This window comes from Comamonas sp. 17RB (assembly GCF_030056555.1).
GTDB classification, from domain to species: Bacteria; Pseudomonadota; Gammaproteobacteria; order Burkholderiales; family Burkholderiaceae_C; genus Comamonas; species Comamonas terrigena.
On record NZ_JASHHY010000004.1, the window covers coordinates 92,725 to 117,469 of the forward strand.

Annotated in this window: 24 protein-coding genes and 1 pseudogene; 13 read left to right on the forward strand and 12 right to left on the reverse strand. The window is 65.0% G+C overall.

All coding sequences use genetic code 11. The annotated features are described in order from the left end of the window. Positions 1–168 precede the first annotated feature (168 nt). Genes QM470_RS08675 through amaB form a run of 3 tightly spaced genes read left to right on the forward strand, consistent with a single transcriptional unit; the run spans position 169 to position 3,204 of the window. Positions 169–1,287: a saccharopine dehydrogenase family protein gene (locus tag QM470_RS08675; RefSeq protein WP_283338951.1), complete on the forward strand. Its 1,119-nt coding sequence runs from the start codon at positions 169–171 to the stop codon at positions 1,285–1,287. Between the two features lie 37 nt (positions 1,288–1,324). Next, positions 1,325–1,687: a hypothetical protein gene (locus QM470_RS08680; protein ID WP_283338952.1), complete on the forward strand. Its 363-nt coding sequence runs from the start codon at positions 1,325–1,327 to the stop codon at positions 1,685–1,687. Beyond that, positions 1,684–3,204, forward strand: a complete 1,521-nt coding sequence (gene amaB, locus QM470_RS08685) for an L-piperidine-6-carboxylate dehydrogenase (RefSeq protein ID WP_283338953.1) — start codon at positions 1,684–1,686, stop codon at positions 3,202–3,204. The genes QM470_RS08680 and amaB overlap by 4 nt, the downstream gene beginning before the upstream one ends. Here the strand turns inward: amaB and QM470_RS08690 are convergent. Together QM470_RS08690 and QM470_RS08695 are read right to left on the reverse strand one after the other, a co-directional pair. Then, complete coding sequence (locus tag QM470_RS08690) at positions 3,192–4,046, reverse strand: YggS family pyridoxal phosphate-dependent enzyme (protein ID WP_283338954.1); 855 nt, start codon at positions 4,044–4,046, stop codon at positions 3,192–3,194. The two genes, amaB and QM470_RS08690, sit on opposite strands and share 13 nt — an antisense overlap. Positions 4,047–4,050: 4 nt before the next feature. Beyond that, the gene (locus QM470_RS08695; RefSeq protein ID WP_283338955.1) at positions 4,051–5,304 is read right to left on the reverse strand and encodes a benzoate/H(+) symporter BenE family transporter; all 1,254 of its coding nucleotides are present in this window, start codon (positions 5,302–5,304) and stop codon (positions 4,051–4,053) included. A gap of 145 nt (positions 5,305–5,449) precedes the next feature. Here QM470_RS08695 and pdxR point away from each other — a divergent pair, with 145 nt between their 5' ends. Beyond that, positions 5,450–6,928, forward strand: a complete 1,479-nt coding sequence (gene pdxR, locus QM470_RS08700) for a MocR-like pyridoxine biosynthesis transcription factor PdxR (protein WP_283338956.1) — start codon at positions 5,450–5,452, stop codon at positions 6,926–6,928. A 105-nt stretch (positions 6,929–7,033) separates the two neighbouring features. Here pdxR and QM470_RS08705 read toward each other — a convergent pair whose 3' ends face one another. After that, the gene (locus QM470_RS08705; RefSeq protein WP_283338957.1) at positions 7,034–8,287 is read right to left on the reverse strand and encodes an MFS transporter; all 1,254 of its coding nucleotides are present in this window, start codon (positions 8,285–8,287) and stop codon (positions 7,034–7,036) included. 100 nt (positions 8,288–8,387) lie between these two features. Here QM470_RS08705 and QM470_RS08710 point away from each other — a divergent pair, with 100 nt between their 5' ends. Continuing rightward, positions 8,388–9,338, forward strand: coding sequence for a LysR family transcriptional regulator (locus QM470_RS08710; protein WP_283338958.1), 951 nt, complete (start codon positions 8,388–8,390; stop codon positions 9,336–9,338). A gap of 179 nt (positions 9,339–9,517) precedes the next feature. On the opposite strand, the gene rbp is transcribed toward QM470_RS08710, so the two are convergent. From rbp to QM470_RS08730, 4 genes are all read right to left on the reverse strand, one after another. Beyond that, complete coding sequence (rbp, locus tag QM470_RS08715) at positions 9,518–9,889, reverse strand: RNA-binding regulator (protein WP_066534338.1); 372 nt, start codon at positions 9,887–9,889, stop codon at positions 9,518–9,520. Between the two features lie 93 nt (positions 9,890–9,982). Further along, on the reverse strand, positions 9,983–10,243 hold the full coding sequence (gene infA / locus QM470_RS08720; RefSeq protein ID WP_066534340.1) for a translation initiation factor IF-1: 261 nt from the start codon (positions 10,241–10,243) through the stop codon (positions 9,983–9,985). A gap of 54 nt (positions 10,244–10,297) precedes the next feature. Then, positions 10,298–10,468, reverse strand: coding sequence for a hypothetical protein (locus QM470_RS08725; RefSeq protein ID WP_227657880.1), 171 nt, complete (start codon positions 10,466–10,468; stop codon positions 10,298–10,300). Positions 10,469–10,923: 455 nt separating this feature from the next. Beyond that, positions 10,924–11,883: a Bug family tripartite tricarboxylate transporter substrate binding protein gene (locus QM470_RS08730; RefSeq protein WP_066535967.1), complete on the reverse strand. Its 960-nt coding sequence runs from the start codon at positions 11,881–11,883 to the stop codon at positions 10,924–10,926. A gap of 313 nt (positions 11,884–12,196) precedes the next feature. Between QM470_RS08730 and QM470_RS08735 the strand changes: the two genes are divergently transcribed. The 3 genes from QM470_RS08735 (at position 12,197) to QM470_RS08745 (ending at position 14,759) form a co-directional block, all read left to right on the forward strand. Then, positions 12,197–12,655: an SRPBCC family protein gene (locus QM470_RS08735; protein ID WP_272970098.1), complete on the forward strand. Its 459-nt coding sequence runs from the start codon at positions 12,197–12,199 to the stop codon at positions 12,653–12,655. A gap of 109 nt (positions 12,656–12,764) precedes the next feature. Further along, positions 12,765–13,973 carry a tryptophan synthase subunit beta gene (gene trpB, locus QM470_RS08740; protein WP_283338959.1) on the forward strand — a complete coding sequence of 403 codons (1,209 nt, stop codon included), beginning with the start codon at positions 12,765–12,767 and terminating at the stop codon, positions 13,971–13,973. A 258-nt stretch (positions 13,974–14,231) separates the two neighbouring features. Then, positions 14,232–14,759, forward strand: a complete 528-nt coding sequence (locus QM470_RS08745) for a PepSY domain-containing protein (RefSeq protein WP_280013976.1) — start codon at positions 14,232–14,234, stop codon at positions 14,757–14,759. Between the two features lie 175 nt (positions 14,760–14,934). Here QM470_RS08745 and mnmH read toward each other — a convergent pair whose 3' ends face one another. Together mnmH and QM470_RS08755 are read right to left on the reverse strand one after the other, a co-directional pair. Continuing rightward, on the reverse strand, positions 14,935–15,987 hold the full coding sequence (gene mnmH, locus QM470_RS08750; protein WP_283338960.1) for a tRNA 2-selenouridine(34) synthase MnmH: 1,053 nt from the start codon (positions 15,985–15,987) through the stop codon (positions 14,935–14,937). A 239-nt stretch (positions 15,988–16,226) separates the two neighbouring features. Continuing rightward, entirely contained in the window at positions 16,227–16,976 is a 750-nt protein-coding gene (locus tag QM470_RS08755) for a hypothetical protein (protein ID WP_283338961.1), read from the reverse strand. Positions 16,977–17,261: 285 nt separating this feature from the next. Here QM470_RS08755 and QM470_RS08760 point away from each other — a divergent pair, with 285 nt between their 5' ends. Further along, entirely contained in the window at positions 17,262–18,266 is a 1,005-nt protein-coding gene (locus QM470_RS08760) for a D-2-hydroxyacid dehydrogenase family protein (protein WP_066534346.1), read from the forward strand. A gap of 101 nt (positions 18,267–18,367) precedes the next feature. Here the strand turns inward: QM470_RS08760 and QM470_RS08765 are convergent, their stop codons facing one another. From QM470_RS08765 to QM470_RS08775, 3 genes and pseudogenes are all read right to left on the reverse strand, one after another. Continuing rightward, positions 18,368–19,009, reverse strand: a complete 642-nt coding sequence (locus tag QM470_RS08765) for a hypothetical protein (protein WP_283338962.1) — start codon at positions 19,007–19,009, stop codon at positions 18,368–18,370. Then, a complete protein-coding gene (locus tag QM470_RS08770; protein ID WP_283338963.1) occupies positions 19,009–19,440 on the reverse strand; it encodes a DNA polymerase III subunit chi in 432 nt (143 codons plus the stop codon). The genes QM470_RS08765 and QM470_RS08770 overlap by 1 nt, the downstream gene beginning before the upstream one ends. Positions 19,441–19,606: 166 nt before the next feature. Continuing rightward, a pseudogene (locus QM470_RS08775) lies at positions 19,607–21,103 on the reverse strand (leucyl aminopeptidase); the annotation flags it as partial. A gap of 24 nt (positions 21,104–21,127) precedes the next feature. On the opposite strand from QM470_RS08775, the gene lptF reads away from it, so the two are divergent. Genes lptF through QM470_RS08795 form a run of 4 tightly spaced genes read left to right on the forward strand, consistent with a single transcriptional unit; the run spans position 21,128 to position 24,741 of the window. Beyond that, positions 21,128–22,240: an LPS export ABC transporter permease LptF gene (lptF, locus tag QM470_RS08780; protein WP_283338965.1), complete on the forward strand. Its 1,113-nt coding sequence runs from the start codon at positions 21,128–21,130 to the stop codon at positions 22,238–22,240. Further along, a complete protein-coding gene (gene lptG, locus QM470_RS08785) occupies positions 22,237–23,337 on the forward strand; it encodes an LPS export ABC transporter permease LptG (RefSeq protein WP_066534356.1) in 1,101 nt (366 codons plus the stop codon). Before lptF ends, lptG begins: the two co-directional genes overlap by 4 nt. After that, complete coding sequence (locus QM470_RS08790; protein ID WP_280013970.1) at positions 23,334–23,756, forward strand: sirohydrochlorin chelatase; 423 nt, start codon at positions 23,334–23,336, stop codon at positions 23,754–23,756. The genes lptG and QM470_RS08790 overlap by 4 nt, the downstream gene beginning before the upstream one ends. Positions 23,757–23,799: 43 nt before the next feature. Continuing rightward, positions 23,800–24,741, forward strand: a complete 942-nt coding sequence (locus tag QM470_RS08795) for a CysB family HTH-type transcriptional regulator (RefSeq protein WP_280013969.1) — start codon at positions 23,800–23,802, stop codon at positions 24,739–24,741. Positions 24,742–24,745: the final 4 nt, after the last annotated feature.

A 24,745-nucleotide genomic window follows, 5' to 3' on the forward strand; every position in this document is an offset into this window, starting at 1 on the left:
AATGCATTCAAATTCATTCAGTTAGCGGCTCTCACACCCCATTAGAAAATTTATCCCCACGACCCTGGCTGCATTTTTCGTGGCCCTCGCTACATTGGACTGACACGCACGGTATGCGCGCCGTCGCCTCACCGCCGGGATGGTGGGTGGCTTGGACAAGGAGTTGCTATGCAGTTTGCTCTGGACAAGGTGTTGATCCTCGGTGCCGGCAAGATTGGCACCACCCTCGCCGACATGCTGGTCGATTTGTATGGCACGCAGGTCACGCTGGCCGATATGCATCCCCCCTCGACCCATGGTGATCCTCAGCTGCATCCTCTGCAACTGGATGTGCAGGATGATGCGGCGCTCGCTTCGGTGCTGGACCAGCATCCTCTGGTGATCAATGCCCTGCCATTTTTCTGCGCAGCACGCGTGGCCACGGCCGCAGCGCAGCGGGGCGTGCATTACTTTGATCTGACCGAGGACGTGGCGGCCACCCGCACCATCCGCGCATTGGCCCCCCGGGCACGGGCTGTCCTGATGCCGCAGTGCGGCCTGGCTCCGGGGTTGATCGGCATGCTGGGCGGCCATCTGGCCGGGCAGTTTGACGAGCTCTATGACCTGCAACTGCGCGTGGGCGCGCTCACGCTGCACGCCCTGAATGCGCTGCGCTACCACTTCACCTGGAGCGTGGACGGCGTCATCAACGAATACTGCAACCCTTGTGACGCCATCGTGGGCGGCCAGCTCGCCAATGTGCAACCCCTGGAGGGCCTGGAAAACCTCAGCCTCGACGGGCAGGTGTTCGAGGCCTTCAACACCTCTGGCGGCCTGGGCACGCTGTGCGAAACACTGGCCGGCCGCGTGCGCAACCTGAATTACAAGACCATTCGCCACCCGGGCCACCGCGATGCCATGCACCTGCTGCTGCACGGGCTGCGCCTGATCGAGCGGCGCGATTTGCTGCGCCAGGTGCTCGATGGCGCCATCCCCCACAGCCGCGACGACATGGTGGTGATTGCCGCCACGGCCACGGGCATGCGCGGCGGTCGGCTGGAACAGCTCACGCACAGCACCCGGCTCTACGGTGCACCGCTGCGCGGGCGGCAGCGCACCGCAATTGAATTGACCACCGCCGCTGGCGCGCTGGCTGCAGTGGAATTGTGTGCCCAGGGCCTGCTGCCGCAACAAGGCTTTGTGCGACAGGAGCAATGCACGCTTTCCGCCTTGCGCAACACCCGTGTGGGGCGCTACGTTGAAGCCCTGCTGCCCGCTTCAGCTCCGCCCGGCAACACCGACGTCTGATCACCCAGCCAGGGTCTGCCTCTTTCTGCCCGCTGCCATGTTTGTTCTGCCCGCCATTGCCCTGCCATTTCTGCTCATGCTGGCGGTCTACCGCCTGCTGCACATCCCACGGCAGTTGCGTGCCGGTGTGCTGCAGGTCCCGGTCCGGCGGCGTGCCATGCTGCTGGCGGCCACGGCCGCGGCCTATCTGGCACTGCTGGCATACACGGTGGCATTGCTGGTGGCACTGGTACACACCTTGCTTTTTGCAGCAGACAGCCTGTCCGCCTACCTGGAACTGGCGGCCTACGCGCTGGCCTATCCCTTGGTGTACCTCGCAGCGGCCTGGATTTTCTACCACGGGCTGAAACCCGTGCCACCGCACAAGCCCACCCACCCCTCTTCCACGGAACACCCATGACCGCGCTTTCTGCCACCGACTTTTCCACCGTGCTGTCGCACTGCGGCATCGATCTGGCCGCCCACCAGGGCGATGACATCACCGTGCGCTCCCCCATCGATGGCGCAACGCTGGCCCAGCTGGCCGCACTGCCCGTGGCAGCCATGCCGGCCGTGATCGATCGTGCGGCCCAGGCCTTTCTGCAATGGCGTCTGGTACCCGCTCCGGTGCGCGGCGAGCTGGTGCGGCTGTGGGGCGAAGAGCTGCGCCGCAGCAAGGCCGACATCGGTCAGGTAGTCTCGCGCGAGGTGGGCAAGATCCTGCAGGAAGGCCTGGGGGAAGTACAGGAAGGCGTGGACATCTGCGAGTTTGCCGTCGGCCTGTCACGCCAGCTGCATGGCAAGACCATCGTGTCCGAACGCCCCGGTCACCGCATGATGGAGCAGTACCACCCGCTGGGGCCGGTGGCCGTGATCACCGCCTTCAATTTTCCCAGCGCGGTGTTCGCCTGGAACGCGGCGTTGGCTTTGGTATGCGGCGACCCGGTGGTCTTCAAGCCCTCGGAGAAAGCCCCGTTGTCCGGCCTGGCCACCTTCAAGGCACTGGAGCGGGCGATCGCCCGATTTGGCGACCGTGCTCCGCCGGGTCTGGCGCAGATCGTGCTCGGCCACAGCGATGTGGCCGAGGCCCTGGTGGACAGCCCGCAGATCGCCCTGGTGTCCGCCACGGGCTCCAGCCGCATGGGCCGCGCCGTGGGCCCCAAGGTGGCAGCCCGCTTTGGCAAGCGCATTCTGGAGTTGGGGGGCAACAATGCCATGGTGGTCACACCCGCGGCCGATCTGGATCTGGCGGTGCGTGCCATCGTCTTCAGCGCCGTGGGCACGGCAGGCCAGCGCTGCACCTCGCTGCGCCGACTGATCGTTCACCGCAGTGCCAAGGCCGCGCTGCTGGAAAAGCTCCTGAAAGCCTATGCCAGCCTGCGCATCGGCAACCCGCTACAGGCCGGCACATTGGTGGGCCCGCTGATCGACCGTGCCGCTTGGGATGCGATGCAGCATTCCCTTGCCCAGGCCCAGACCCAAGGCGGAACCGTGCTGACCGGCGGCCAGCGCGTGCTGGCAGAGCAGTTCCCCCACGGCTATTACGTGGCCCCGGCGATTGTGGACATGCCGGCGCAAACCGCCATCGTGCAGCACGAGACCTTTGCGCCTCTGCTCTATGTGCTGACCTACGACACGCTGGAGCAGGCCATCGACTGGAACAACGGCGTGCCCCAGGGCCTGTCCTCCTGCATTTTCTCCAACGATCTGCGAGAGGTGGAGACGTTTCTCGGGGCCGCCGGCTCGGACTGCGGCATTGCCAACGTCAACATCGGCCCCAGCGGGGCCGAGATTGGTGGCGCCTTTGGCGGCGAGAAGGAAACCGGTGGCGACCGCGAAAGCGGCTCCGACGCCTGGAAGCAATACATGCGCCGCACCACCAACACCATCAACTACTCGCGCGAGCTGCCTCTGGCCCAGGGCATTCAGTTCGGGTGAAGCGACTGCGCAGAGCCCCCATCCACCTCCACCGGCCCCGCAAGTCCTGGCCAATAGTGCTGGTCCGGCACCGCCCGGGCACCGAAAATGGCCTGGCCCAAGCGCACCACGGTGGCCCCCTCCTCGATCGCGATTTCAAAGTCACCCGACATCCCCATGGACAGCTCGTCCAAAGACATGCCCGCCGGTGCACTGTGCCGCAACTGGTCCCGCAGCCCGCGCAGGCACACAAAACACTGACGGACCCGCGCGCTGTCATGGGAGAACAGCGCCAGCGTCATCAGGCCGCGCACCCGCAGCGCCGACATGGCAGGCAAGGCGCGCAGAAACGCCGGCACCGCTTCGGGTGCCAGCCCGTATTTGCTGGCCTCGGCCGAGGTGTTGACCTGGACAAAGACATCCAGCGCGCGCCCTTCTACCTGCAGGCGGCGGTCCAGGGCCTCGGCCAGGTGCAGGCTGTCCAGGGCCTGGAATTCGCTGGCAAAGCGCGCCACCAGCTTGGCCTTGTTGGTTTGCAGATGGCCGATGACTGACCAGCGCAGATCGGTCAGGTCCTGCAGAGCTTCCCATTTGCCCCAGGCCTCCTGCACCTTGTTTTCGCCCAGCATCCGGCAACCCGCCGCATGGGCCAGGCGCAGACTGGCTTCGGGTTTGGTCTTGCTCACCGGCAGCAGCCGCACGCTGGCCGCATCCCGCCCGGCGCGTTGGCAGGCCGCCGCCATGCGGGCCTGGACCGCCGCCAGATTGTGTTGAAAGTCCGCCAGGGTCAGGGCCTGGGGATAGCGACCATGCCGGTCATGGTCGGTGCGGGTCGCAGGGTAAGAGAAGTGTGGAGCCGACATAGGCTCAGGCCTTGGTGACAGAGGAAGTTGCTGTCAGCGGCGCAGCGCTCTGCGGGCGCCGGGGCATGCGACCATGCAGCACGGCATGGGCCAGCAGACCGATCACCAGGCCCCAGAAAGCCCCACCAACGCCCAGCCACTGGATGTTGGCCGCAGCTGCCAGAAAGGTGATCAGCGCCGCCTCGCGGGTACGGGCATCCGCCAGGGCGGCCGCCAGACTGCCGCCCAGGGTGCCCAGCAGGGCCAGCCCGGCCAGCGTGGTGGTGAAAGCGGCCGGCAGGGCCATGAAGACGGCGGCCAGCGTCACCCCGAACACCCCCACCAGACAGTAGGCCAGGCCTGCGCTAACCCCCGCAATCCACCGCTTGGACGGATCCTCATGGGCTTCGCGCCCCGTGGCAATGGCCGCCGTGATGGCCGCCAGATTGAAGGCATGCGCACCAAACGGAGCCATCAGCAGCGAGCCCAGACCGGTCACCGTCACGATCGGGTTGGCACTGGTGGCGAAGCCATCGTTGCGCAACACCAGCATGCCCGGCATGTACTGCCCCGTCAGGGTGATCAGAAACAACGGCAGGGCCACGCTGAGCAGGCTGTCCAGCGACCAGGCTGGTGCGGTGTACACCGGTGCCGCAAATTGCAACGACAACCCCGCCAGGTCCACGCGTTGCTGCAGCACCAGGAACGCCAGCCCCAGCAGCAGAATGCCCACCACCGCATAGCGCGCGGCAATGCGCTTGAGCACCACATAGGCGACGATCAGCAACAGCGCCAGTGCCGGCTCCACCGCCATGCCGCCAAAGGCCCGCATGCCGAAGGGCAGCAGAATCCCCGCCAGCAGCCCCGTGGACACGCCCGCTGGAATCAGCCGGATGACACGCTCAAAGCCCCCCGACAGCCCCAGCACCACAAAGGCCGCAGCCGATACCAGGTAGGCGCCCACGGCTTCGGCATAGGGTGTGCTGGCCAATGCCGTCACCAGAAACGCCGCCGCCGGCGTGGACCAGGCCGTGATGATGGGGGCACGTGTCATCCAGCTCAGCAGCAGGCCCGTCAGACCCACGCCAATGGAGAGCGACCACACCCAGGAAGCGGTGTGCGCGGCATCCAGCCCGGCCACCCGGGCCGCCTGAAACACCAGAATGAAAGTACCGCCGTAGTTGACGATGACCGACACCAGCCCCGCCACGGCAGGGTGGAACACATCGCGCAGACACAGCCGCGTGGACACAGAAACGGGAGCCGGGGTATGGGGCATGCCTGAACAACTTTCCAACAGATCGAATGCACCCTGGCCTGTACGGCAGCTGGAACCGGACTGGACGGTGGCCTGGGCATGCGCCGTTTATAAAATTCCAATGGCATGATGATGCCAACCACTTTTTCACAAATAGCCAGACCAATTGTTCAAACACGCCTTGCTTGAATCCGTCAAAGCCTGGATGGCCGATCCGGCCCACCATGCCCTGCCCTTGCACGCACGCCTGCAGCGCGGCCTGCGGCAGCTGATCCTTGATGGCCAGCTGGCAGCAGGGCGCCCCCTGCCTGCATCCCGCGCGCTGGCGCAATCGCTGGCGGTTTCGCGCGATACGGTGGAAACGGCCTACAGCCAGCTGCACGCCGAAGGTTTCATCACCCGGCGCGTGGGCAGCGGTAGCCGGGTGTCCCAGCAGGCGCGGAGCCTGCCTGTCCGCCCCGCAGTGCCCCCCGCCGCCACAGCACCACAGCTGAGCCGGCGCGGTCAGGCCATGCTGGCCGCCGGTGGCGTCAGCGACTTTCCGGTGCCCCATGCCTTTGTGCCCGGCGTGCCCGAGACCCGCAACTTTCCATTGCCGGCCTGGGAACGGCTGCAGCGCCAGGTGCTCAAGGAGTACGGCCACCGCGCCCTGCAGCACAGCCCGACGCAGGGCATGCTGCCCCTGCGGCAGGCCATTGCCGACTATGTCAATCTGGAGCGCGGAGCCCGCGCCACACCCGAACAGGTGCTGGTCCTGACCAGCTCACAGCAGGCGCTGGGCCTGTGCGCTCAGGTACTGCTGGACCCGGGTGACCGCATCCTGATCGAAGACCCGGTCTACCACGGCGCACGCAGGGCCTTTGATGCTGCCGGCCTGGTCTGCCAACCCGTCCCGCTGGATGCCGATGGGATGCAGATGCAGCACCTCGCTGCTGCACCCTCCGCCCAGGCCATGTTTCTGACCCCATCCCACCAGTACCCCACCGGAGCCACACTGTCGCTGGAGCGGCGGCTGGCCGCCATCGCCTGGGCCCGGGAACACCAGACCTGGATCCTTGAGGACGACTACGACAGTGAATTCCACTACGCGGGCAAGCCCACGGCCTGCGTACAGGGGCTGGATACCCACGGGCGCACGCTCTATATCGGCACATTCAGCAAATCGCTGTTTCCAGGCCTGCGCCTGGGCTATATGGTGCTGCCGCCCGCGCTGGTGGCCCCTATGACCGTGGCCCGCTCCTTGCAGGACGGGCACAGCGCTCCCCTGGCCCAGCTGACCTTGGCGCGCTTCATCGAAGGCGGTCACCTGGGTGCCCACATCCGCACCATGCGCACCGTCTACGCCCACCGGCGCGATGTGCTGGCCCGATTGCTGCGCACGCATCTGGCCGAGTGGCTGGAGCCCCAGGTGCCCGCAGGTGGCATGCAAATGGCCTGCCACCTGCGCGGCGGGCTGCCGGAAGCGCAGCTGGTGGCTGCCGCAGCGCGTGCCGGCATCACCCTGGCAGGAATGTCGGCGCTCTACAGCGGCACACCGCGCCACCAAGGCGTGTTGATGGGCTTTGCAGCCCACAGCCCCATGGAGCTCGAAGCCGGCGTGCGCCGGCTGGCCGAGGTGCTGCGCACCTTACCTCGCCCGGACTGAGACCGACAACGCCCTTGGTGCAGCGGTGCCCCCTCTGTGACAGCCAGGGCGCACACCACGCGCCAGGTGCGGCCTCACGGCGCATGCCAAGGGTTTCCGCCGCACTCAACGGGCATGAGGCCAGCAGCGCACCGCCAGGGCGGCCAGGGACGACACCGTGGCCAGCACCACCACGCCCAACCAACCCGCATGGTCCAGCACCCAACTGCCCAGGGCTGCACCACTGGCCATGCCCACGAACATGCCGGTAAACAGCAGCGCATTCAGGCGGCTGCGGGCCTCGGGCGCAATGCCATAGACAATCGTCTGGTGGGCCACCAGCACGGCCTGCACACCAAAGTCAAACACCACGGCCGCCGCCACGATCAGCAGCAACTGGCCCTGCGCTCCCAGCCAGGGCGCGGTGGCCATGCTGGCAAAGGCTGCCGCTGCCAGTCCAGCGCCTGCGCGCGTCACCAGTTCAGGGCCACGGCGGTCGGCCATGCGCCCAGCCAGTGGCGCGGCCAGGGCGCCCGCCGCGCCGGCCAGCCCCAGCGCTCCGGCGGCGGCGGCACCCAGCTGGAACTGGCTGTGCAGCATCACCGCCAGCGTGGACCAAAAGGCGCTGAACCCCACCGCCAGCAGGCCTTGTGCCAGGGCCGCGCGGCGCAAGGCCGCATGCTGGCGCCACAGTCCCCACATGGAACGCATCAGCGCCAGCCAGCCCAGTTGGGTGGTGGGCGCAAAGTGTGGCAGGCCGCGCCACACCGCCACAACCAGCACGGCCATGGCCGCTGCCGCCAGCAGGTACATATTGCGCCAGCCCCAGAGCTGGGCCACCAGGCCGCTGACCACACGGGACAGCAAGATGCCCAGCAGCAGCCCGGTCATCACCGTGCCCACCATGCGGCCACGCTGGGCAGCAGGGGCCAGGGTGGCGGCAGCAGGCACCACATCCTGTGCCATCGTGGCGGCCAGACCAACGCCCAGGCTGGCTGCCAGCAGGCTGCCCATGCCGGGCGCCAGTCCGCTGGCCAGCAGCACCCCTACCAGGGCCACGGCCTTGACCAGAATGATGCGGCGGCGGTCATACCGGTCCCCCAGCGGGGCCAGCAGCAGAATGCCCAGCGCATAGCCCAGCTGCGTCAGCGTGGGCACCCAGCCGGCCGTGCTCGCGGACGCATGCATATCGGCCCCCAGCAGGCCCAGCATGGGCTGGCTGTAGTACAGCGACGCCACGCTGACACCTGCAGCTGCAGCCAGCAACAGCAGCAGCGGCGCGCCAATGGCCTGCGGTGCAGGGATTGGCACGGCGGCTGCAGCAGCTGCCGCAGTGGCGCCGGCAAGACGCTCTTCATACGTAGATTGAATGGATGACATGGTGTCCATCTGTGGTTTTGTTTGGAATGCTGCGTAGTATCTGGAGTCAGCATGCGCTTGTGTAGTGGTCTGGCATGCAGATCTGCTATACGCTCTACGTATGGAAACAACCCTCTCTGCCGGCAGCGATCGCATTGCGCTGATGCACACGCTGGTGCGTATCGTGGAAGCAGGCAGCCTCTCGGCCGCAGCCTTGCAGCTGGGCACCACCCAACCCACCGTCAGCCGCCGCCTGCAGCAACTGGAGCGCACGCTGGGCCTGCGTCTGCTGCAACGCTCCACCCACGGCATGAAGCTGACCGTGGACGGCGAACGCTGCTACGCCCATGCCAAGTCGCTGGTGCATGAATGGGAGGCCATGGAGGCGGATCTGCGTGGCGTGCAGGATGTACCGCGCGGCCAGTTGCGCGTGCTGGTGCCCCACGCCTTTGGCCAGGACCAGCTCATGGCGCCGCTGCTGGATTACATGCGCCGCTACCCCGAGGTGCAGGTGGAATGGCTGCTGCATGACCGCCGGGCGGACTTCATTGCCGAAGGCATTGACTGCGCCATCCAGGTTGGCCAGGTGCTGGACCCTGCAGCCATTGCCCTGCGTCTGGCCGAAGTCCCCCGCATCGTGGTGGCAGCCCCGCCCCTGGTCGCCCAGCACCCGCCAGCCACTGCCGCACAGGATCTGGCAGACTGGCCGTGGATGGCACTCAACACCTTCTATCAGCGCGAAGTGTGTCTGACCCATGCCCAGCACGGCATGCAGCGCTTTGCCATCCAGCCCCGGCTGTCCACCGACAGCCTGTATGCCCTGCGCAGCGCCGCACTGGCCGGTCTGGGGGTGGGTATTGCCTCGGCCTGGATGGTGCAAGACGATCTGCGCGCCGGCCGGCTGCAGCACCTGGTACCGGGCTGGGAGGCAGCGCCGCTGCCTGTCTCCCTGGTCTACCCGCAGGCCGCTTTCTACCCTGCACGGCTGCGCTGCTTTCTGGATGCCATGCGTGCCGCCATGCCCGGGCTCACGGGTATGCGAGCCGCCACACGCGGCTCGGCACGGCGCTGAAATGACTTTCTGTGCACCGCTGCGACCGACATCTCAGATGGCGCCGCCTGCCACGCACCCATGAAAAAAGCTCCCACCAGGGGAGCTTTTTTGCGGGCCCATTGGCGCCTGCACAGAGGTCGAAGTACCAGGTATTCCAGATCTCTCTGTGTGTTGCAGGCGCTCAATCAGCGCTTCGCTCAGTAGCCGTAGCCGCCGCCGTTGCCACGGCCGCCGCCGTAACCACCGCCATTGCCGCCGCGGAAACCGCCGCCGCCGTTGTTGCCACGGAAGCCGCCGCCGCCGAAGCCGGCAGGGCGCTCTTCACGGGGACGGGCCACGTTGACGATCATGTTGCGACCGTCCCAGGACTGCTCGTGCAGGCCTTCGATGGCAGCTTGTGCTTCGGCTTCCGAAGCCATTTCCACAAAGCCGAAGCCCTTGGAGCGACCGGTGTCGCGGTCCATCATGACCTTGGCGGAAGCCACGTTGCCGAACTGGGCGAATTGTTGTTCCAGATCGTTGTCGCGAATGGAGTAAGAGAGGTTACCGACGTAGAGTTTGTTGTTCATGGTTGAACTTTCAGGGGAAAAATGACCGTGCAGCAGATGCTGCAATGGACATAGGGTGGGCGGCGCGCCCTACAGGAACGCACCGCCCGGAACTTAGCGGCGCCGCGGTCCCGAAGGAGCGCCGCCGGAGCGTGTTTCGATATGGCGGAAAGTGATGCGGCCCTTGGTGAGGTCGTAGGGCGACATCTCCAGCGAAACCTTGTCACCCGCCAGGATGCGGATGCGGAACTTGCGCATCTTGCCACCGGTGTAGGCAACCAGGGAATGGCCGTTGTCCAGCGTCACGCGAAAACGTGAGTCCGGCAGCACTTCCATCACCTGTCCGTGCATTTCAATGAGATCTTCTTTCGACATGAGGGCTCTGACTGAATGAAACTGGGGGGGATCTATCCCGAAGGTGTCGTGCGCTCAGGCCGGCAGACCAGGCTGGCGCAGCAAACACATCCCCTGCTCCATGGCGTAGGCCACGGCAGCTTGGGCGGAGCGGAATTGCGGCACAAAGCGGAACACCCGGTCATGGGTGGCCGTGCCGTGGCCGCTGCGAATCGAAAGGGAGGCGGTGTAGTGCCCGTCGGGCATGGGCACCGAACCAGGAGACAGAAGGTATTTACCGACGACCTGGGAAAGAGAGAAGGAGTGGTTCAACAACAGAACGTGGTGCAAGAACACCGGTACAAAAAGGAAGGACTCAAAAGCAAGCCCGCTCAACGCGTTGGGGTGCGAGGGAGAAATTTTTCCGGCCCCTGGAAGGTTCAGGGCGGGAAGACCAGCGGATCAGAAGCCGCAGGACAGAAAGTACAGTCATCGTCTGATGCGATGGGCCTTGGAGCGCTTGCCGTACGGTGCCAGCGGAAGGCCAGAATGTGCTGCCAGCAGTCCATGGACCTTGCTGCAGTGCACGACACTATAGCAGCAAGCAATGTCCTGGGGATTTGGAAGGCCTTCACTGCAAGGCCTCGCGATCCGACAGCGGATGCCGACCCCGCGCCCGCCGGGCAATGCAGAACGCACCACCCAGCAGCCCGCAGGAATCATCAGTCCAGTCCGATCGCTTTGACGATGTCTTTCTCCTCGGCAAATGCCTTCTTGGCAAAGGCACTGTACTCCTGGGCATTGCGGTATTCCAGGCGGATGCCGTAGTTGGCAGCCACCTGCTTGAAGGCGGGTTCCTGCATGGCGGACTGGATGGCCGCTTCGAGCTTTTGCGTGATCTCGGCGGGCAGCGCTTTGGGACCTGCAATGCCCAGCGGCGACGGTACGTCAAATGCATAGCCCAGCTCGCGGAAGGTGGGCACATCGGCAAAGGCTTCGGTGCGCTTGTCGGAGGCAATGGCCAGCGCCCGCATCTTGCCGCTGGTCAGGTACGGCTGCACGCTGTTGGCAAACACGGCCGTCTTGGTGTGGCCGGCCAGCAGGGAGTTGATGGAATCCGCATCTCCCTTGAACGGCACATGGGTGAACTTGGCTCCGGTCTTTTGCTCCAGCTGCGCCATGGTCACGTGGTTGGCCGAGAACTTGCCAGGGGTCCCGTAGTCAACACTGCCTGGGTCGCGCTTGGCAGCATCCACCACATCCTTCACGCTCTTGAAGGGCGAATTGGCCGGCACGGCCAGAATGAAGTCATAGGTCATGAAGGCCGCCACATAGCTGACATCGGCCACGGGGTCGAAATTCACCTTCTGTATATGGGGCTGGCGGAAGATGCCCACCGGCGTGAGCGTCAGGCGGTAGCCGTCGGGCTTGGCGTTCTTCATGTCGACCACGCCCATGGAGGCACCGGCGCCAGGCTTGTTCTCGATCACGATGGTTTGACCCAGCGGCTTGGACATGCCCTGTGCCAGCGCACGGGCGATCACATCGGTCACCCCGCCCGCGCCATAGGGCACGATCAGTGTAATGGGCCGGTTGGGGTATGCGCCTTGTGCGCCCGCTTGGGGCATGGTGGCCACTGCGGCCAGGGAAGCGCACAGGGCGATCAGGGTTCTGCGTTGCATGCTCTTGCCTTTCACATGGGCCCCGCCACCGCTGGCGGACTACCCCTTTGCAACGTGCAGGCGCTGTTCTCTCCGCCGCGCAAATGCAGCCATCGCCGGCACGTTCTGGACACTGTAGGAGCGCGCCCCGCCCCCCCACCCTGGCAGCAACCCTGCCCTTCCGTCCTGCAGGCGACAGCTCCCGGCGCACCGCCCAGCATCACCCACCTGGGCCACCGGTGCGCTTTGCCACGGCACAGCCAGGGCTTTGGCTCGCCACACCTGCGACAAAGCGCTAGGCTGAGCACCTTCACACCGCCCACAGGAGCTGGACATGGCCCACACCATCCGCTTGCACCGCGTGCTCCAGGCTCCGCCGGAGCGCATCTACCGCGCCTTCACCAGCCCTGCGGCCCTGGCCAAATGGATGCCGCCCCATGGCTTCGTCTGCGAGGTACTGGAAATGGATGCCCGCACGGGTGGGCGCTTTCGGATGGCCTTCGTCAACCTAGGCACCGGCGAGCGCAGCAGCTTTGGCGGCACCTATCTGGAGCTGGTACCCAACACCCGCATCCGCAACAGCGACCAGTTTGACGACCCCAGCCTGCCCGGCTCCATGACCACCACGGTCGACCTGCGTGCCGTGGTCTGCGGCACCGAGGTGCACATCGTGCAGGAAGGGGTGCCCGAGGTGATTCCTGCAGAAGCCTGCTACCTGGGCTGGCAGCAGTCGCTGCAACTGCTGGCGTTGCTGGTGGAAGCCGAGATTCCGTCCGAATCCACGATGGCCTGATCACCCGATATCGCCACACGTTGACAAGCCGGACAAGCTCGCATGGCTTGCTGTAAGCATGACGTGCTATCAAGATGGGGATTTTTTCACCCACTCTTGCCGTCACTTCATGAACGCTCTGCCCGCTTTTTCTTCCATGCCCGACGAACAGGGCTTCTTCGGCCCCTATGGCGGCCAACTGGTGCCCCCGCACCTGAAGCAGGCCATGGACGACATCAACGTCGCCTATGCGCAGATCACCCAGCGCCAGGACTTCCAGGATGAGCTGGCCGACCTGTTTGCCGACTATGTGGGCCGCCCCAGCCCCATCTTTCATGCCAAACGCCTGTCGGCCCAGTTGGGCGGCGCGCAGATCCACCTCAAGCGCGAAGACCTGAACCACACCGGCGCCCACAAGATCAACCACTGCCTGGGCGAGGCACTGCTGGCCAGGTTCATGGGTAAGAAGAAAGTGATTGCCGAAACCGGAGCCGGCCAGCACGGTGTGGCGCTGGCCACGGCCTGTGCGCTGGTGGGGATTCCTTGCGAAATCCACATGGGCCAGGTCGATATCGAAAAGGAACACCCCAACGTCACCAAGATGCGCATCCTGGGCTGCAAGCTGGTGCCCGTCACCCGCGGCGCAGCCACCCTCAAGGAAGCCGTGGACAGCGCGTTCGACGAGTACCTGACCAACCCCACCGACTACCTGTACGCCATTGGCTCGGTGGTCGGGCCCCACCCCTTTCCGATGATGGTGCGCGACTTCCAGAGCATCATCGGCCGTGAAGCGCGCGAGCAGTTCCAAGCCAAGCATGGTCGCCTGCCCGACTACGTCAGCGCCTGCGTGGGGGGCGGCAGCAATGCCATGGGCATGTTTACCGCCTTTTTGAACGATGCCGGCGTGCAACTGGTGGGCGTGGAGCCTGCCGGAGAAGGGGTAGACCAGCCCGGCCGCCACGCAGCCACCCTGTCAGTGGGCAAGCCCGGCGAAATCCACGGCATGAAGTGCTATGTGCTGGAAAATGCCGACGGCACGCCTGCCGCCGTGCACAGCATCGCCTCCGGCCTGGATTACCCTGGCGTGGGCCCGCAGCACAGCTATCTGAAAGACCTGGGGCGCGTGCAGTACCAGTCGGTCACCGACAAGGAATGCTTGAACGCCTTCATGATGCTATCGCGCGTGGAAGGCATCATTCCTGCGCTGGAAAGTGCCCACGCCGTGGCTTGGGCCATGCGCCAGGCGCCGCAGCTGGGCGCAGGCCAGCATATTTTGGTCAATCTGTCGGGCCGCGGCGACAAGGACGCGGACTACGTGGCCAAGGTGCTGGGGCTGTAAGCGCAGCGCCACCATTCTGCAGACCCTTGCACGGCCAGGGTGCACGACATCCTGGCCGTTGCGCTGTACTGAAGTCAGCGCCACACCACCGAACCCCTGTGCCGGCACTCTGATGCACGCATTTCCGAGGCGAGGATGCGGCAGTCGCACCGCTTGCCCGCTTGCAGCGAGCCAATTGCCGGTCTAGGCTGACACACCCCGGCCGCCAGCGGCGCCTAAGCTTGTCCTTTCTTTTTGCATTGCACAAGGAGTTCCCGCATGCGCTTTTCACCTCGTATTTCCGCTCTTGCCCTTGCCACAGCGGCGTTCTGCACCCTGGCCAGCGCCAAATCGGGCGCGGAATGGCTGCAGCTTACGGCGCAATCCAAGCTCAGCCTGATCCAGGCCATCGACAACGCCACCCGCGCCGTGCCGGGATCGGTGATCGAAGCCGAATTGGACAAGGGCGATCAGGCAGGAGCCCGTTACGAGATGGAAGTCATCACCCCCAATGGCGAGAGCGTCGAGGTCTGGGTGAATGCCGTGACCGGCCAGGCCACCCCGTACAAGAACGACGGCAAGGCCAAACGCAAAGATCTGCAGCGTCTGGAAAGTGCCAAAGCCAGCCTGCCCCAAGCCATCCAGTCTGCCACCACACACACACCCGGCACCGCGGTCAGTGCGGAACTGGACAACCACTGGGGCACGACCAGCTACCAGGTCAACGTGCTGCAGGCCGATGGCGTGCTGATGGAAGTCAAGGTGGATGCGGCCGACGGCCGGGTGATCCGCGCCAAGCGCGATTGAACACGGCACGCAAGACCAGCCCCGCTCCTGCTCCCGCGCACGGCGCTGTTCATGCCAGGAGCTCCTGGCCGGTGGCGGTGGCTGCATGCCACCCGCCGCTGTCCATTGCCATGACCCCAAGCCTGCTGCGCGTGGCCCTGCGCCAGCGGGTCGTCAGCAGCGTCCTGGCTGCGCTTCACGCCTGATCGGCATACATCCGGCCCGCCAGCGCAGCAATGCCCTGTTCGGTCAAATCGTTTGTTTGAAGCACCTGCCGCTGTGCCCACTGCACAAAATGCTTGGCCTGGGAACGCTCATACTGCGGGTCGTAGTGCAGCGCCATCAACTCGGCAAACAATGCAGGCAGATCGCCCTGCTGTGCCCAGCCTTGCCAGCGCGTCACGCGTTCCCTGCCCTGCAGCTCCTTCAAGAATCCCAGCTTGAAGGCCAGACCCGCGGCGTCGTCGCCCAGGTAGACGTAATCACGCAGCAAATAAGCCAGCCGTGCCTCCGGTGTGGCACGTACCTCCACCACCGGTGCCTGGCGCATCTGCTCCACCAGCGCCAACGGCAGGGCCACGCGACCGATCTTGGGGCTTTCTCCTTCCACAAACACCGGGCGCGTCAGATCCAGCTGTGCCAGCTGGGTGTACAGCAAGGTGTCGAAATGCTTTTGGCTGGGCTGCTCGACGCCAGGCAGGCCTCCCAGCAGAGATCCTTTGTGGCTGGCCATGCCTTCCAGGTCCAGCACCTGCGCGCCCTGCGCCTGCAGGGCATGCAGCACGCGGGTCTTGGCACTGCCGGTGGCACCACACAGCACCCGCAGATGCAAGCGGGACACCTGCTGCTCCAACTGCGCAATCACATGCCCGCGAAACGCCTTGTAGCCGCCGGCCAGCTGCTGCGCGTCCCAGCCCACCAGCCTCAGCCAGGTCACCATGGAGCCGCTGCGCAGCCCGCCGCGCCAGCAGTACACCAGCGGCTTCCAGTGGGCTGGCTGGTTGGCGAAGGTCTCACGCAGATGGCCCGCCAGATTGGCGGCAACCATGGCGGCGCCCAGCCGCTTGGCCTCGAAAGGGCTGACCTGCTTGTAGATGGTGCCGATGGTCACGCGCTCTTCGTTGCTGAGCACGGGGCAATTGATGGCGCCCGGAATGCGGTCTAGCGCGAACTCGGCCGGGGTGCGGGCGTCGATGATGGCGTCAAACTGCGCAATATCAGCGACGCGTATGGGTTGGCGGTGTGACACGGGACAAAGCGTTAGAACAACAGCAGGTGCCCGGCCCCGGAACGATCGACCCGCAGCAATGCAGCAGCGGTGTTGCGCCCCGGCAAGCCGGCATGGCGCAAGGGAGTCGATCGAGCCTCGATACAAACGCCAGAACCGGGCAATGCCTGCGCCGTTCTGTCCTTGCAATGCAGCGATTGTGGCACGCCTGCCAGCCGATCCCTGCCACCGAACAACGCACCCACGGGTACGCAGCGCATTCAGCGCACCGGCAGAAACTGTAGAAACGGCCCAGCCACCAGCCCTTGCCCATAGCCGATGACCGAGCGGCGGTAACGCTCCGTGGCATAGCTGGCCACCAGATCCAGCCGGCCGATGATCTTGCCCATCTCCCGCTCGAAGCTCAGATTGCGTTGGCTGTCGTCGATGTGGTTGGACAGCAGCAACGATGAACCATCGGCATTGCGTCGGCTGTTGAGGATCCAGTTGGCCACTTCCAGATTGCGCGCGGCATTGAAGACATGCTGTGCATCCAGGCCATCAACCAGAGTGAACCGGGTCTTGTTGCCATGCGCGGTGATCACCGTATCTGCTGCCGCATAGACAAAGCCCGCCACGCGGTCCCCAGCAAATTGCGGCTGCAGCGCCAGCGACAAGGCCGCGATATCACGCTGGCCTTGCAGATCGGGCCACGGCTGACGCTCCAGCACCGCCTTGCGCAATTGCGCCACTGCCGCTTCGCGGCTGGAGGCACTCTTTTTCCACTCCCTTGGGTTCCGCTGGTAGAGCTTGTCCGCCAGCAGCCACAGGCTTTCCAGGTTGTCGCGCATCGCCAGCGTCACCATGCGGTTGCTGTCGGACTGCCATATCTCTTCAGCCGAGAATTTCTCCCCTTGCACCGCTCCACGCGGCGCCGGTGCACTGACGCAGCCGCCCAGCCCTCCCAGCAGCACGCCTGCCAGACATTGCAGCGCAGCAGCGCGCCATTGCGATCGATTCCAACTTTGCATCAGCCCAACGTAGCAGGCCCGCTCGCCGCCCGCTGCCAGCCAACAGCGCATTTGTGCTGCCAAGGGCACCGCTTTTCTGCGGCCTTCTGTCGCCCAGCCGGTGCACGCCGCTGTCACCCGGCTGACATCCACCGCTTCCATGGCGCACGGTTTTACGTGCACACACCGGTTTCACATGGTTTTAACGCACGTTTCGGAAGAGAATACACATTTGTGCGGCAGATTCGCTATTGCGGCTGCCTGCCACGCGTTTCACTTCTCCCGGTTTGATAAGGCCACGCTCCCATGAATATCGTGATCCTGGACGACTACCAAGACGCAGTTCGCAAGCTCCACTGCGCCAGCCGTCTGGACGCTTTCAACGCCAAGGTTTTCACCAACACGGTCAAAGGCGTGGGCCAGTTGGCTGTGCGCCTGCGTGATGCCGACATCATTGTGCTGATCCGCGAACGCACGCCCATCACCCGCGCTCTGCTGGAGAAGCTGCCCCGGCTGAAGATGATTTCACAAACCAGCCGCGTGGGCCCGCACATCGATCTGCAGGCGTGCAGCGAGCGCGGCATTGCCGTGGCAGAAGGCGTGGGTTCCCCGGTTGCACCGGCCGAGCTGACCTGGGCACTGATCATGGCGGCCAGCCGCCGCCTGCCGCAGTACATCGCCAACCTCAAACATGGCGCCTGGCAGCAGTCCGGATTCAAGGCGGCCTCGATGCCTTCCAACTTCGGCCTGGGCACCGTGCTGCGCGGTCGCACTCTGGGCATTTGGGGTTATGGCCGCATCGGCCAGATCGTGGCCGGCTACGCCAAGGCCTTTGGCATGGGCGTCAAGGTCTGGGGGCGCGAGACCTCCCGCGCCAAGGCACTGACCGATGGCTACCAGGTGGCCCATTCGCGCGAAGACTTTTTCTCCACCTGCGACATTCTGTCCGTACACCTCAAGCTCACGCCCGACACGCAGCACTGCATCACCTTGCGTGACCTGTCGCTGATGAAGCCCACGGCCCTGTTCGTCAACACCTCGCGGGCCGAACTGGTGGAGCCAGACGCCCTGGCCACGGCCTTGCAGCACGGCCGCCCTGGCATGGGCGCGGTGGATGTGTTCGAGTCCGAGCCCATCCTCCAAGGCCATGCGCTGCTGCGCATGGAGAACTGCATATGCACGCCGCACATCGGCTATGTGGAGCAAGACAACTACGAGCTGTACTTTGGCGCGGCTTTTGACAATGTGGTGAATTTCGTCCAAGGCAAGCCGACCAACATCGTCAACCCTGAGGTGCTTGGTCCGCGCTGAGCTGCTCCACGGGAGCACGTCCCTATCAAAAAGGCCTGCATCAGCAGGCCTTTTTTGTTTTCAGTGAGGCAATGAATCACCGCACCACCACACCTTCGGCGCTACAGAGGGGACTGAATCCCCAACTGGGCCTGGATCTGTTCCTGGGTGATCGCATCGGCCACGGCGTGCTGCACCACATCTTCCACGGCAGCATGCAGGCTGCGCGACATGGCCTGGGCATGCATGGACACCACATCGGCCACCACTTCGCGCAGATGCGCCTCCAGCTGGGGCTGGACCCGCGCCAGAATGCGCTCTACCAGCATCTCGTGCAGGGCTGCGGCATCCCACGCGGGCACGGATGCTGGCTCCGCCGCGGGCTCGGGCAGATCCAGCACCAAAGGCATATCGGCATACCCACCCGCCACAGCATCCGCTTCCCCACCAAGCCAGTCCGCAGGCGGCTCCGCCAGCACCGGGTCCCTCTGTGCCGGCACGGACATGCCTGTCGTACCAGTTGGCGCGAATGACGTCAGCACGGGTTCCAACACGGAGCCTGCTGCTGGCTGCGCACCCGCCTGCGGTACGTCCTCCGATCCCGCAGGCATGCCGGCGGCAGACTCCGACGGCAATCCCGGCGTGTCCAGTCGGTCTTCCAGCACCGGCTCCTGCTGCGCAGGCTTTGCCAGCGGCAGGCCTTCCGGCACCACATCGGTCAGCGTCGGCACAAAGCGCGGCGGTTGGCGGCCAAACGGCTCCATCACATTCCTTTCAGCACCAGATCATGCCGCTGGATGGCGAGACCACGTGCGGCATAGTCTTTCCAGCGATTGCGGGCCATGGCGCGGTCCATATCGTCCAGCGACACCACCTCCACCACCCGCGCAAAACCTTCCAGCCCTTCGGGCACAGTTTCGCCCAGATTCAGCAGGATGTCGCGGTGCGGCGAGGCCTCAGCCTGCTGCACCAGCACCACCGGCGACAAGCCCTGTACCTGCGGATCAGCGCCAGGGCCGGCATGGGCCAGAAAATCGCTGGGTGCGCTTTTCCACAGCCGTGCCGACAGATGGGCCAGCACGCCGGGCTGGGCGGTGACAGTCACCTGCGCCCCATGACGCAGTGCCTTGCGCACAAACCGGCAGACATAGCCCAGCTTGTCCGGCGCGTTGAAGTGAAAAGCCACCTCGGTCATCACAGCACCCGCCTTCTCAATCGCGCGCAGCTTCCACTGGCGTCAGCGCGGCTTTGGCCGTCGGCGCCGTGTCGGATGCCGCAGCAGGCTGCGCCACCTTGACGGCCTTGACGGTTTTGACTGCCTTGGCGGCTTTCACAGGCTTTGCGCTCTTGGCGACCTTGCCCGCAACCACCGCCTGGGGCGCCTTGGCCTTCACCGGCTTGGCTGTTTTGGCTGCCGTGGCCACCTGTCCCAGCAGATAGTGCACCAGCAGCCCCACCGGGCGGCCGGTGCCGCCCTTGGCAGCGCCTTCCTTCCATGCGGTACCGGCGATGTCCAGGTGCGCCCAGGGAATGTCGCCCACAAAGCGCTGCAGGAACTTGGCGGCGGTGACCGAGCCTGCGGCACGGCCTGCCACATTGGCCACATCGGCAAACGTCGTCTTCAGACCTTCGGCGTAGTCGTCGTCCAGCGGCATGCGCCAGCACAGGTCCTGCGCGGCATCGCCCGCCTTCTGCAAGGCATCGGCCAGCGCATCGCTGGTCGCGTACATCCCACTGCGGATGCCGCCCAGGGCAATCACGCACGCACCGGTAAGCGTGGCCACGTCCACCAGTGCGGCAGGCTTGAAACGTGCGGCATAGGTCAGCGCATCGCACAGCACCAGACGGCCTTCAGCGTCGGTGTTCAGGATCTCGATGGTCTGGCCGCTCATGCTGGTGACCACGTCCCCGGGCTTGACGGCCGTACCGTCGGGCATGTTTTCGCAGGCTGGGATCAGGCCGACCACATTGATGGCGGGGCGCAGCTCGGCCATCGCGCGGAACACGCCCAGCACGCTGGCGGCGCCGCCCATGTCAAACTTCATCTCGTCCATCCCCGCTGCCGGCTTGAGCGAGATGCCACCGGTGTCGAACGTGATGCCCTTGCCCACCAGCACCACCGGCGCCTGCGACTTGGCCGCGCCGTTGTAGTGCAGTTCAATGAACTGCAGCGGCTGGGCCGAACCCTGTGCCACCGCCATGAAGGCCCCCATGCCCAGCTTGGCCACTTCCTTGGGGCCGTGCACCTTGCACTGGATACCGCCGTGCTTGGCCAAGGCCTTGGCCGCAGCCGCCAGCATGGTGGGCGTGGCATGGTTGGCGGGGCGGTTGGCCCATTCGCGGGCCATGCCCACGCCAGAGGCCAAGGCCTCGCCCAGGGCAAATGCCTGTGCGGCCGCAGCCTTGTCGGGCACCGCCACGGTGGTACGCGTCCAGGCCAGGGCCTTGGCTTCGGGCTTGGTCGCCGTATACACATAGCTGATATCGGCCAGCGTCTGCACGGCAGCGGCCGTCACCGCCGCCGCATCCGGCAGGGCCGACAGGCACACCACCGCACGCTTGCAGCCCGTGGCCTTGAGGGTGCTGGCAGCCGCGGTCAGCGCGGTACGCACTTCCTTGGCGGAGGCCGTACCCGCGCCCAGCAGCAGCACGCGGCGGGCCGCCACGCCCGCGGGCTGGTACAGCGCCAGTTGCTTGCCGGCACCGTTGTCCAGATCCCCTGCCTTGCGCGCCTGCGCCACGCACTGCGACAGCGCGTCCTTGCCGGGCTTGAAAGCGTCGGGCACCAGCAGCACCAGCGCATCACATTTTTCAGCGGCAGCACCCGCCAAGTTCAAGGCCTTGAGATCAAAGTTCATAATCGGTGTTTTCCTTTAAAGCCGATGTTATTCGATTCATCCATACGCAAGGAGCTGGCCCGCAGCTTTGGCGCAACCCTGGTGGTGTTGATTACCGTGGTCATGACCATGATGCTGATCCGCACATTAGGCCAGGCCGCCAAGGGCAATGTCAGCCCATCCGACGTGCTGCTGGTCATGGGCTTCACCGTGCTCAGCCATTTGTCCACCATCCTGATGCTGAGCCTGTTCGTCTCCATTGTCGGCACGCTCACCCGCATGTACCGTGACAGCGAAATGGTGATCTGGTTTGCCAGCGGCCGCGGCCTGGCCAGTCTGGTCAAGCCGCTGCTGCGCTTTGCCTGGCCGGTGCTGCTGATCGTTGCCGTGCTGGGCGTATGGGTCTGGCCCTGGAGCAACCAGCAGGTGCAGCAGATGCGTGAGCAATTCGAGCAGCGCAGCGATGTGGACCGCATTGCCCCCGGAGAGTTCCAGGAATCCTCGGACGGCCAGCGGGTGTTCTTCATCGACAAGGAATCCGTGTCCTCCGAATCTGCGAGCAATGTCTTCATCGTTGACAACAGCAATGGCAAAGAGGTCGTCACCTCCGCCAAGAGCGCCCATCTACGCGTGCAGCAAGGCGTGAGAATGGCGGTGCTGACCGATGGCCAACGCATCGAAACCAAGCCTGATGGCGCGGGGCTGCGCATCAGCCAGTTCCAGGAATACGCGCTGCGCCTATCGGACGGCAGCAGCGCCAGCGCCGAAGCCCTGGCCACCAAATCCCAGCCCACTGCGGCGCTGCTGGCCTCTGACGCGCCCAAGGACCGGGCCGAGCTGGGCTGGCGCCTGGGCCTGCCCCTGGCAGCACTCAACTTTGTGCTGCTGGCCCTGGCCATCACCAACGCCAACCCGCGTGCCGCCAAAAGCACCAGCCTGGCCGTCGCGCTGCTGGCCTTCGTGGTCTATTACAACCTGATGACCGTGGGTCAGAGCTGGGTCGTCTCCGGCCGTATGTCCATGCTGGGCTTTCTGCTCGGCCTGCACGGCGTGGTCCTGGGGATCGCCCTGACCACCCTGATGATTCGCCACCACCGCTGGTCGCCAAAGCAACTGCTGCAACGCCGCGCCCAAGTGCCGCAAGGAGCTTCGGCATGAAGACACTGCGCAAAATGATCTTCAAGGACGTCATCACCACGGTGGCGTTTGTGACCCTGGCCTTCCTGGCGCTGTTCTTCTTCTTCGACCTGCTCGACGAAATGCGCTATGTGGGCCGCTACGAGCAGTACGGTGTCCCCCAGGCCATGCTGGTGGTGCTGCTGGAAGTGCCCAACCACCTGTACGAGCTGCTGCCCATCACCGTGCTGATCGGCACCATCTACGTGATGGCCCGCCTGGCGCAAAGCTCGGAATTCACCATCATGCGCACCAGCGGCCTAGGCCCCTGGCTGGCGTTGCGCACCTTGGTCACCATTGGTGCCGGTTTTGTGGTGCTGACCTTTCTGATAGGGGACTACATCGCTCCGCTGTCCGAACGCGCCGCATCGGCCACCCAAGCCAAGTTCCAGGGCGGCACCGTCACCTCCGGGGCGACAGGGGCTTGGCTGAAGGAACGCAAGGACGGCAGGACCCTGGCTATCAATGTGCGCAATATCCGCGACGACGAGCTGCTGGGTGTGCGCATTTTCGAGTTCGATGCCGACGGCCGCATGCTGCGCCAGATCCATGCCGAAAAAGCCGAGGTGAAGGACAACGACCTGTGGAAGCTCAGCCAGGTACGCCGCTCCGAGTTCAGCTACCCCGAACCCACACAGGCGCGCCTGCAGCGCTACACCGAAGCCGAATACGACTTTGCCACCAATCTCACCTCCAACATGGTGGCAGCGGCCGTGCACAAGCCTGATCGCATGCCCACCATCGAGCTGTTCCGCTTCATCCAGCATTTGCAGAGCAACGACCAGTCGGCGCAGAAGTACGAGATCGAGTTCTGGCGCAAGCTGTTCTACCCGCTCAGCTGTCTGGTGATGGTGGTGCTGGCCCTGCCTTTTGCCTATCTGCATTTCCGCTCCGGTGGACTGGCAGGCTATGTGTTCGGCGGTGTGATGGCCGGCATCAGCTTCTTCCTGCTCAACAACGTGTTTGGCTACGCCGGCAATCTGAACAACTGGCAGCCCATGCTGACAGCTGCAGCCCCCGGGGTGATCTATTCGTTGCTGTCCCTGGGTGCCTTCACCTGGCTGGTGCTGCGGCGATGACCCCATCCCCCCACAGCGGCCCCGGCCCTGCCGCTCCGGCGGCGGGCTTGGTGCTGTTCGCCCATGGCTCGCGTGACCCGCTGTGGCACCGCCCCATGCAGGCCGTGCGCGATCAACTGCTGGCAGAACAGCCGGGCGCGCTCTGCCTGTGCGCCTACCTGGAGATCAGCAGCCCTTCACTGCCCGCCGCCATTGCGCAGCTGGTCGCCCAGGGCTGCACCCGCATTACCGTGCTGCCGCTGTTTCTGGGCACCGGCCGCCACGCGCGCGAAGACCTACCCCTGCTGCTGGAGCAAGCCCGCCAGCAGCACCCCGGCGTGCAGCTGGACAGCGCCACTCCCGTGGGCGAAGACCCCCGGGTCATCGGCCTGTTGGCGCAAATCGCACAGCAGCACATATATAAAGAACCAAAACTTTAGATAAATCATTCATAATGATGTCCACGCCAGCCGACATCCGCTTATGAATCTGCACCAATTCCGCTTCGTTCAAGAGGCCGCCCGCCGCAACCTCAACCTCACCGAGGCCGCCAAAGCGCTGCACACCTCGCAGCCCGGCGTCTCCAAGGCCATCATCGAGCTGGAGGAAGAACTGGGCGTGGACATCTTCGCCCGCCACGGCAAGCGCCTCAAGCGCATCACCGAGCCCGGCCAGCATGTGCTCAAAAGCATCGAGCTGATCATGCGCGAAGTCGGCAACCTCAAGCGCATCGGCGAGCAGTTCAGTGCCCAGGACAGTGGCACCCTCAGCATTGCCACCACCCACACCCAGGCACGCTATGTGCTGCCCAATGCGGTGGCCAAGCTGCGTGACGCCTACCCCAAAGTCACCATCAGCCTGCACCAGGCCACACCCCACGAAGTGGCACGCATGGTGCTGGATGAAGTGGCCGAAATCGGCATGGCCACCGAATCGCTGGCCGACTACCCCGACCTGGTCACCCTGCCCTGCTACGAATGGCAGCACGTGCTGGTGGTGCCCAAGGGCCACCCGCTGGCCACCAAGGAACGCATCGGTCTGGAAGACATCGGTCAGGAAGCGCTGATCACCTACCACCCCTCGTTCACCGGTCGCAACAAGATCGACACCGCCTTTGCCACGCGCAAGATCACCCCGCGCATCGTGCTGGAAGCGATTGATTCGGACGTGATCAAGACCTATGTGCGCCTGGGCCTGGGCATCGGCATCGTGGCCGAAATGGCCATGCGTGACGATCCGGGCGTGGACCTGGTCTCCCGCCCCGTCGGCCATCTGTTCGGCCAGAGCGTGGCGCGCGTGGCCTTCAAGCGCGGCGCCTACCTGCGCAACTTCGTCTACAAGTTTGCCGAAACCCTGAGCGACCGCCTCAGCCGCGACCTGATCGCGCGGGCAATGACCGGCCACGTCAACGATTACGAACTGTGAGCGT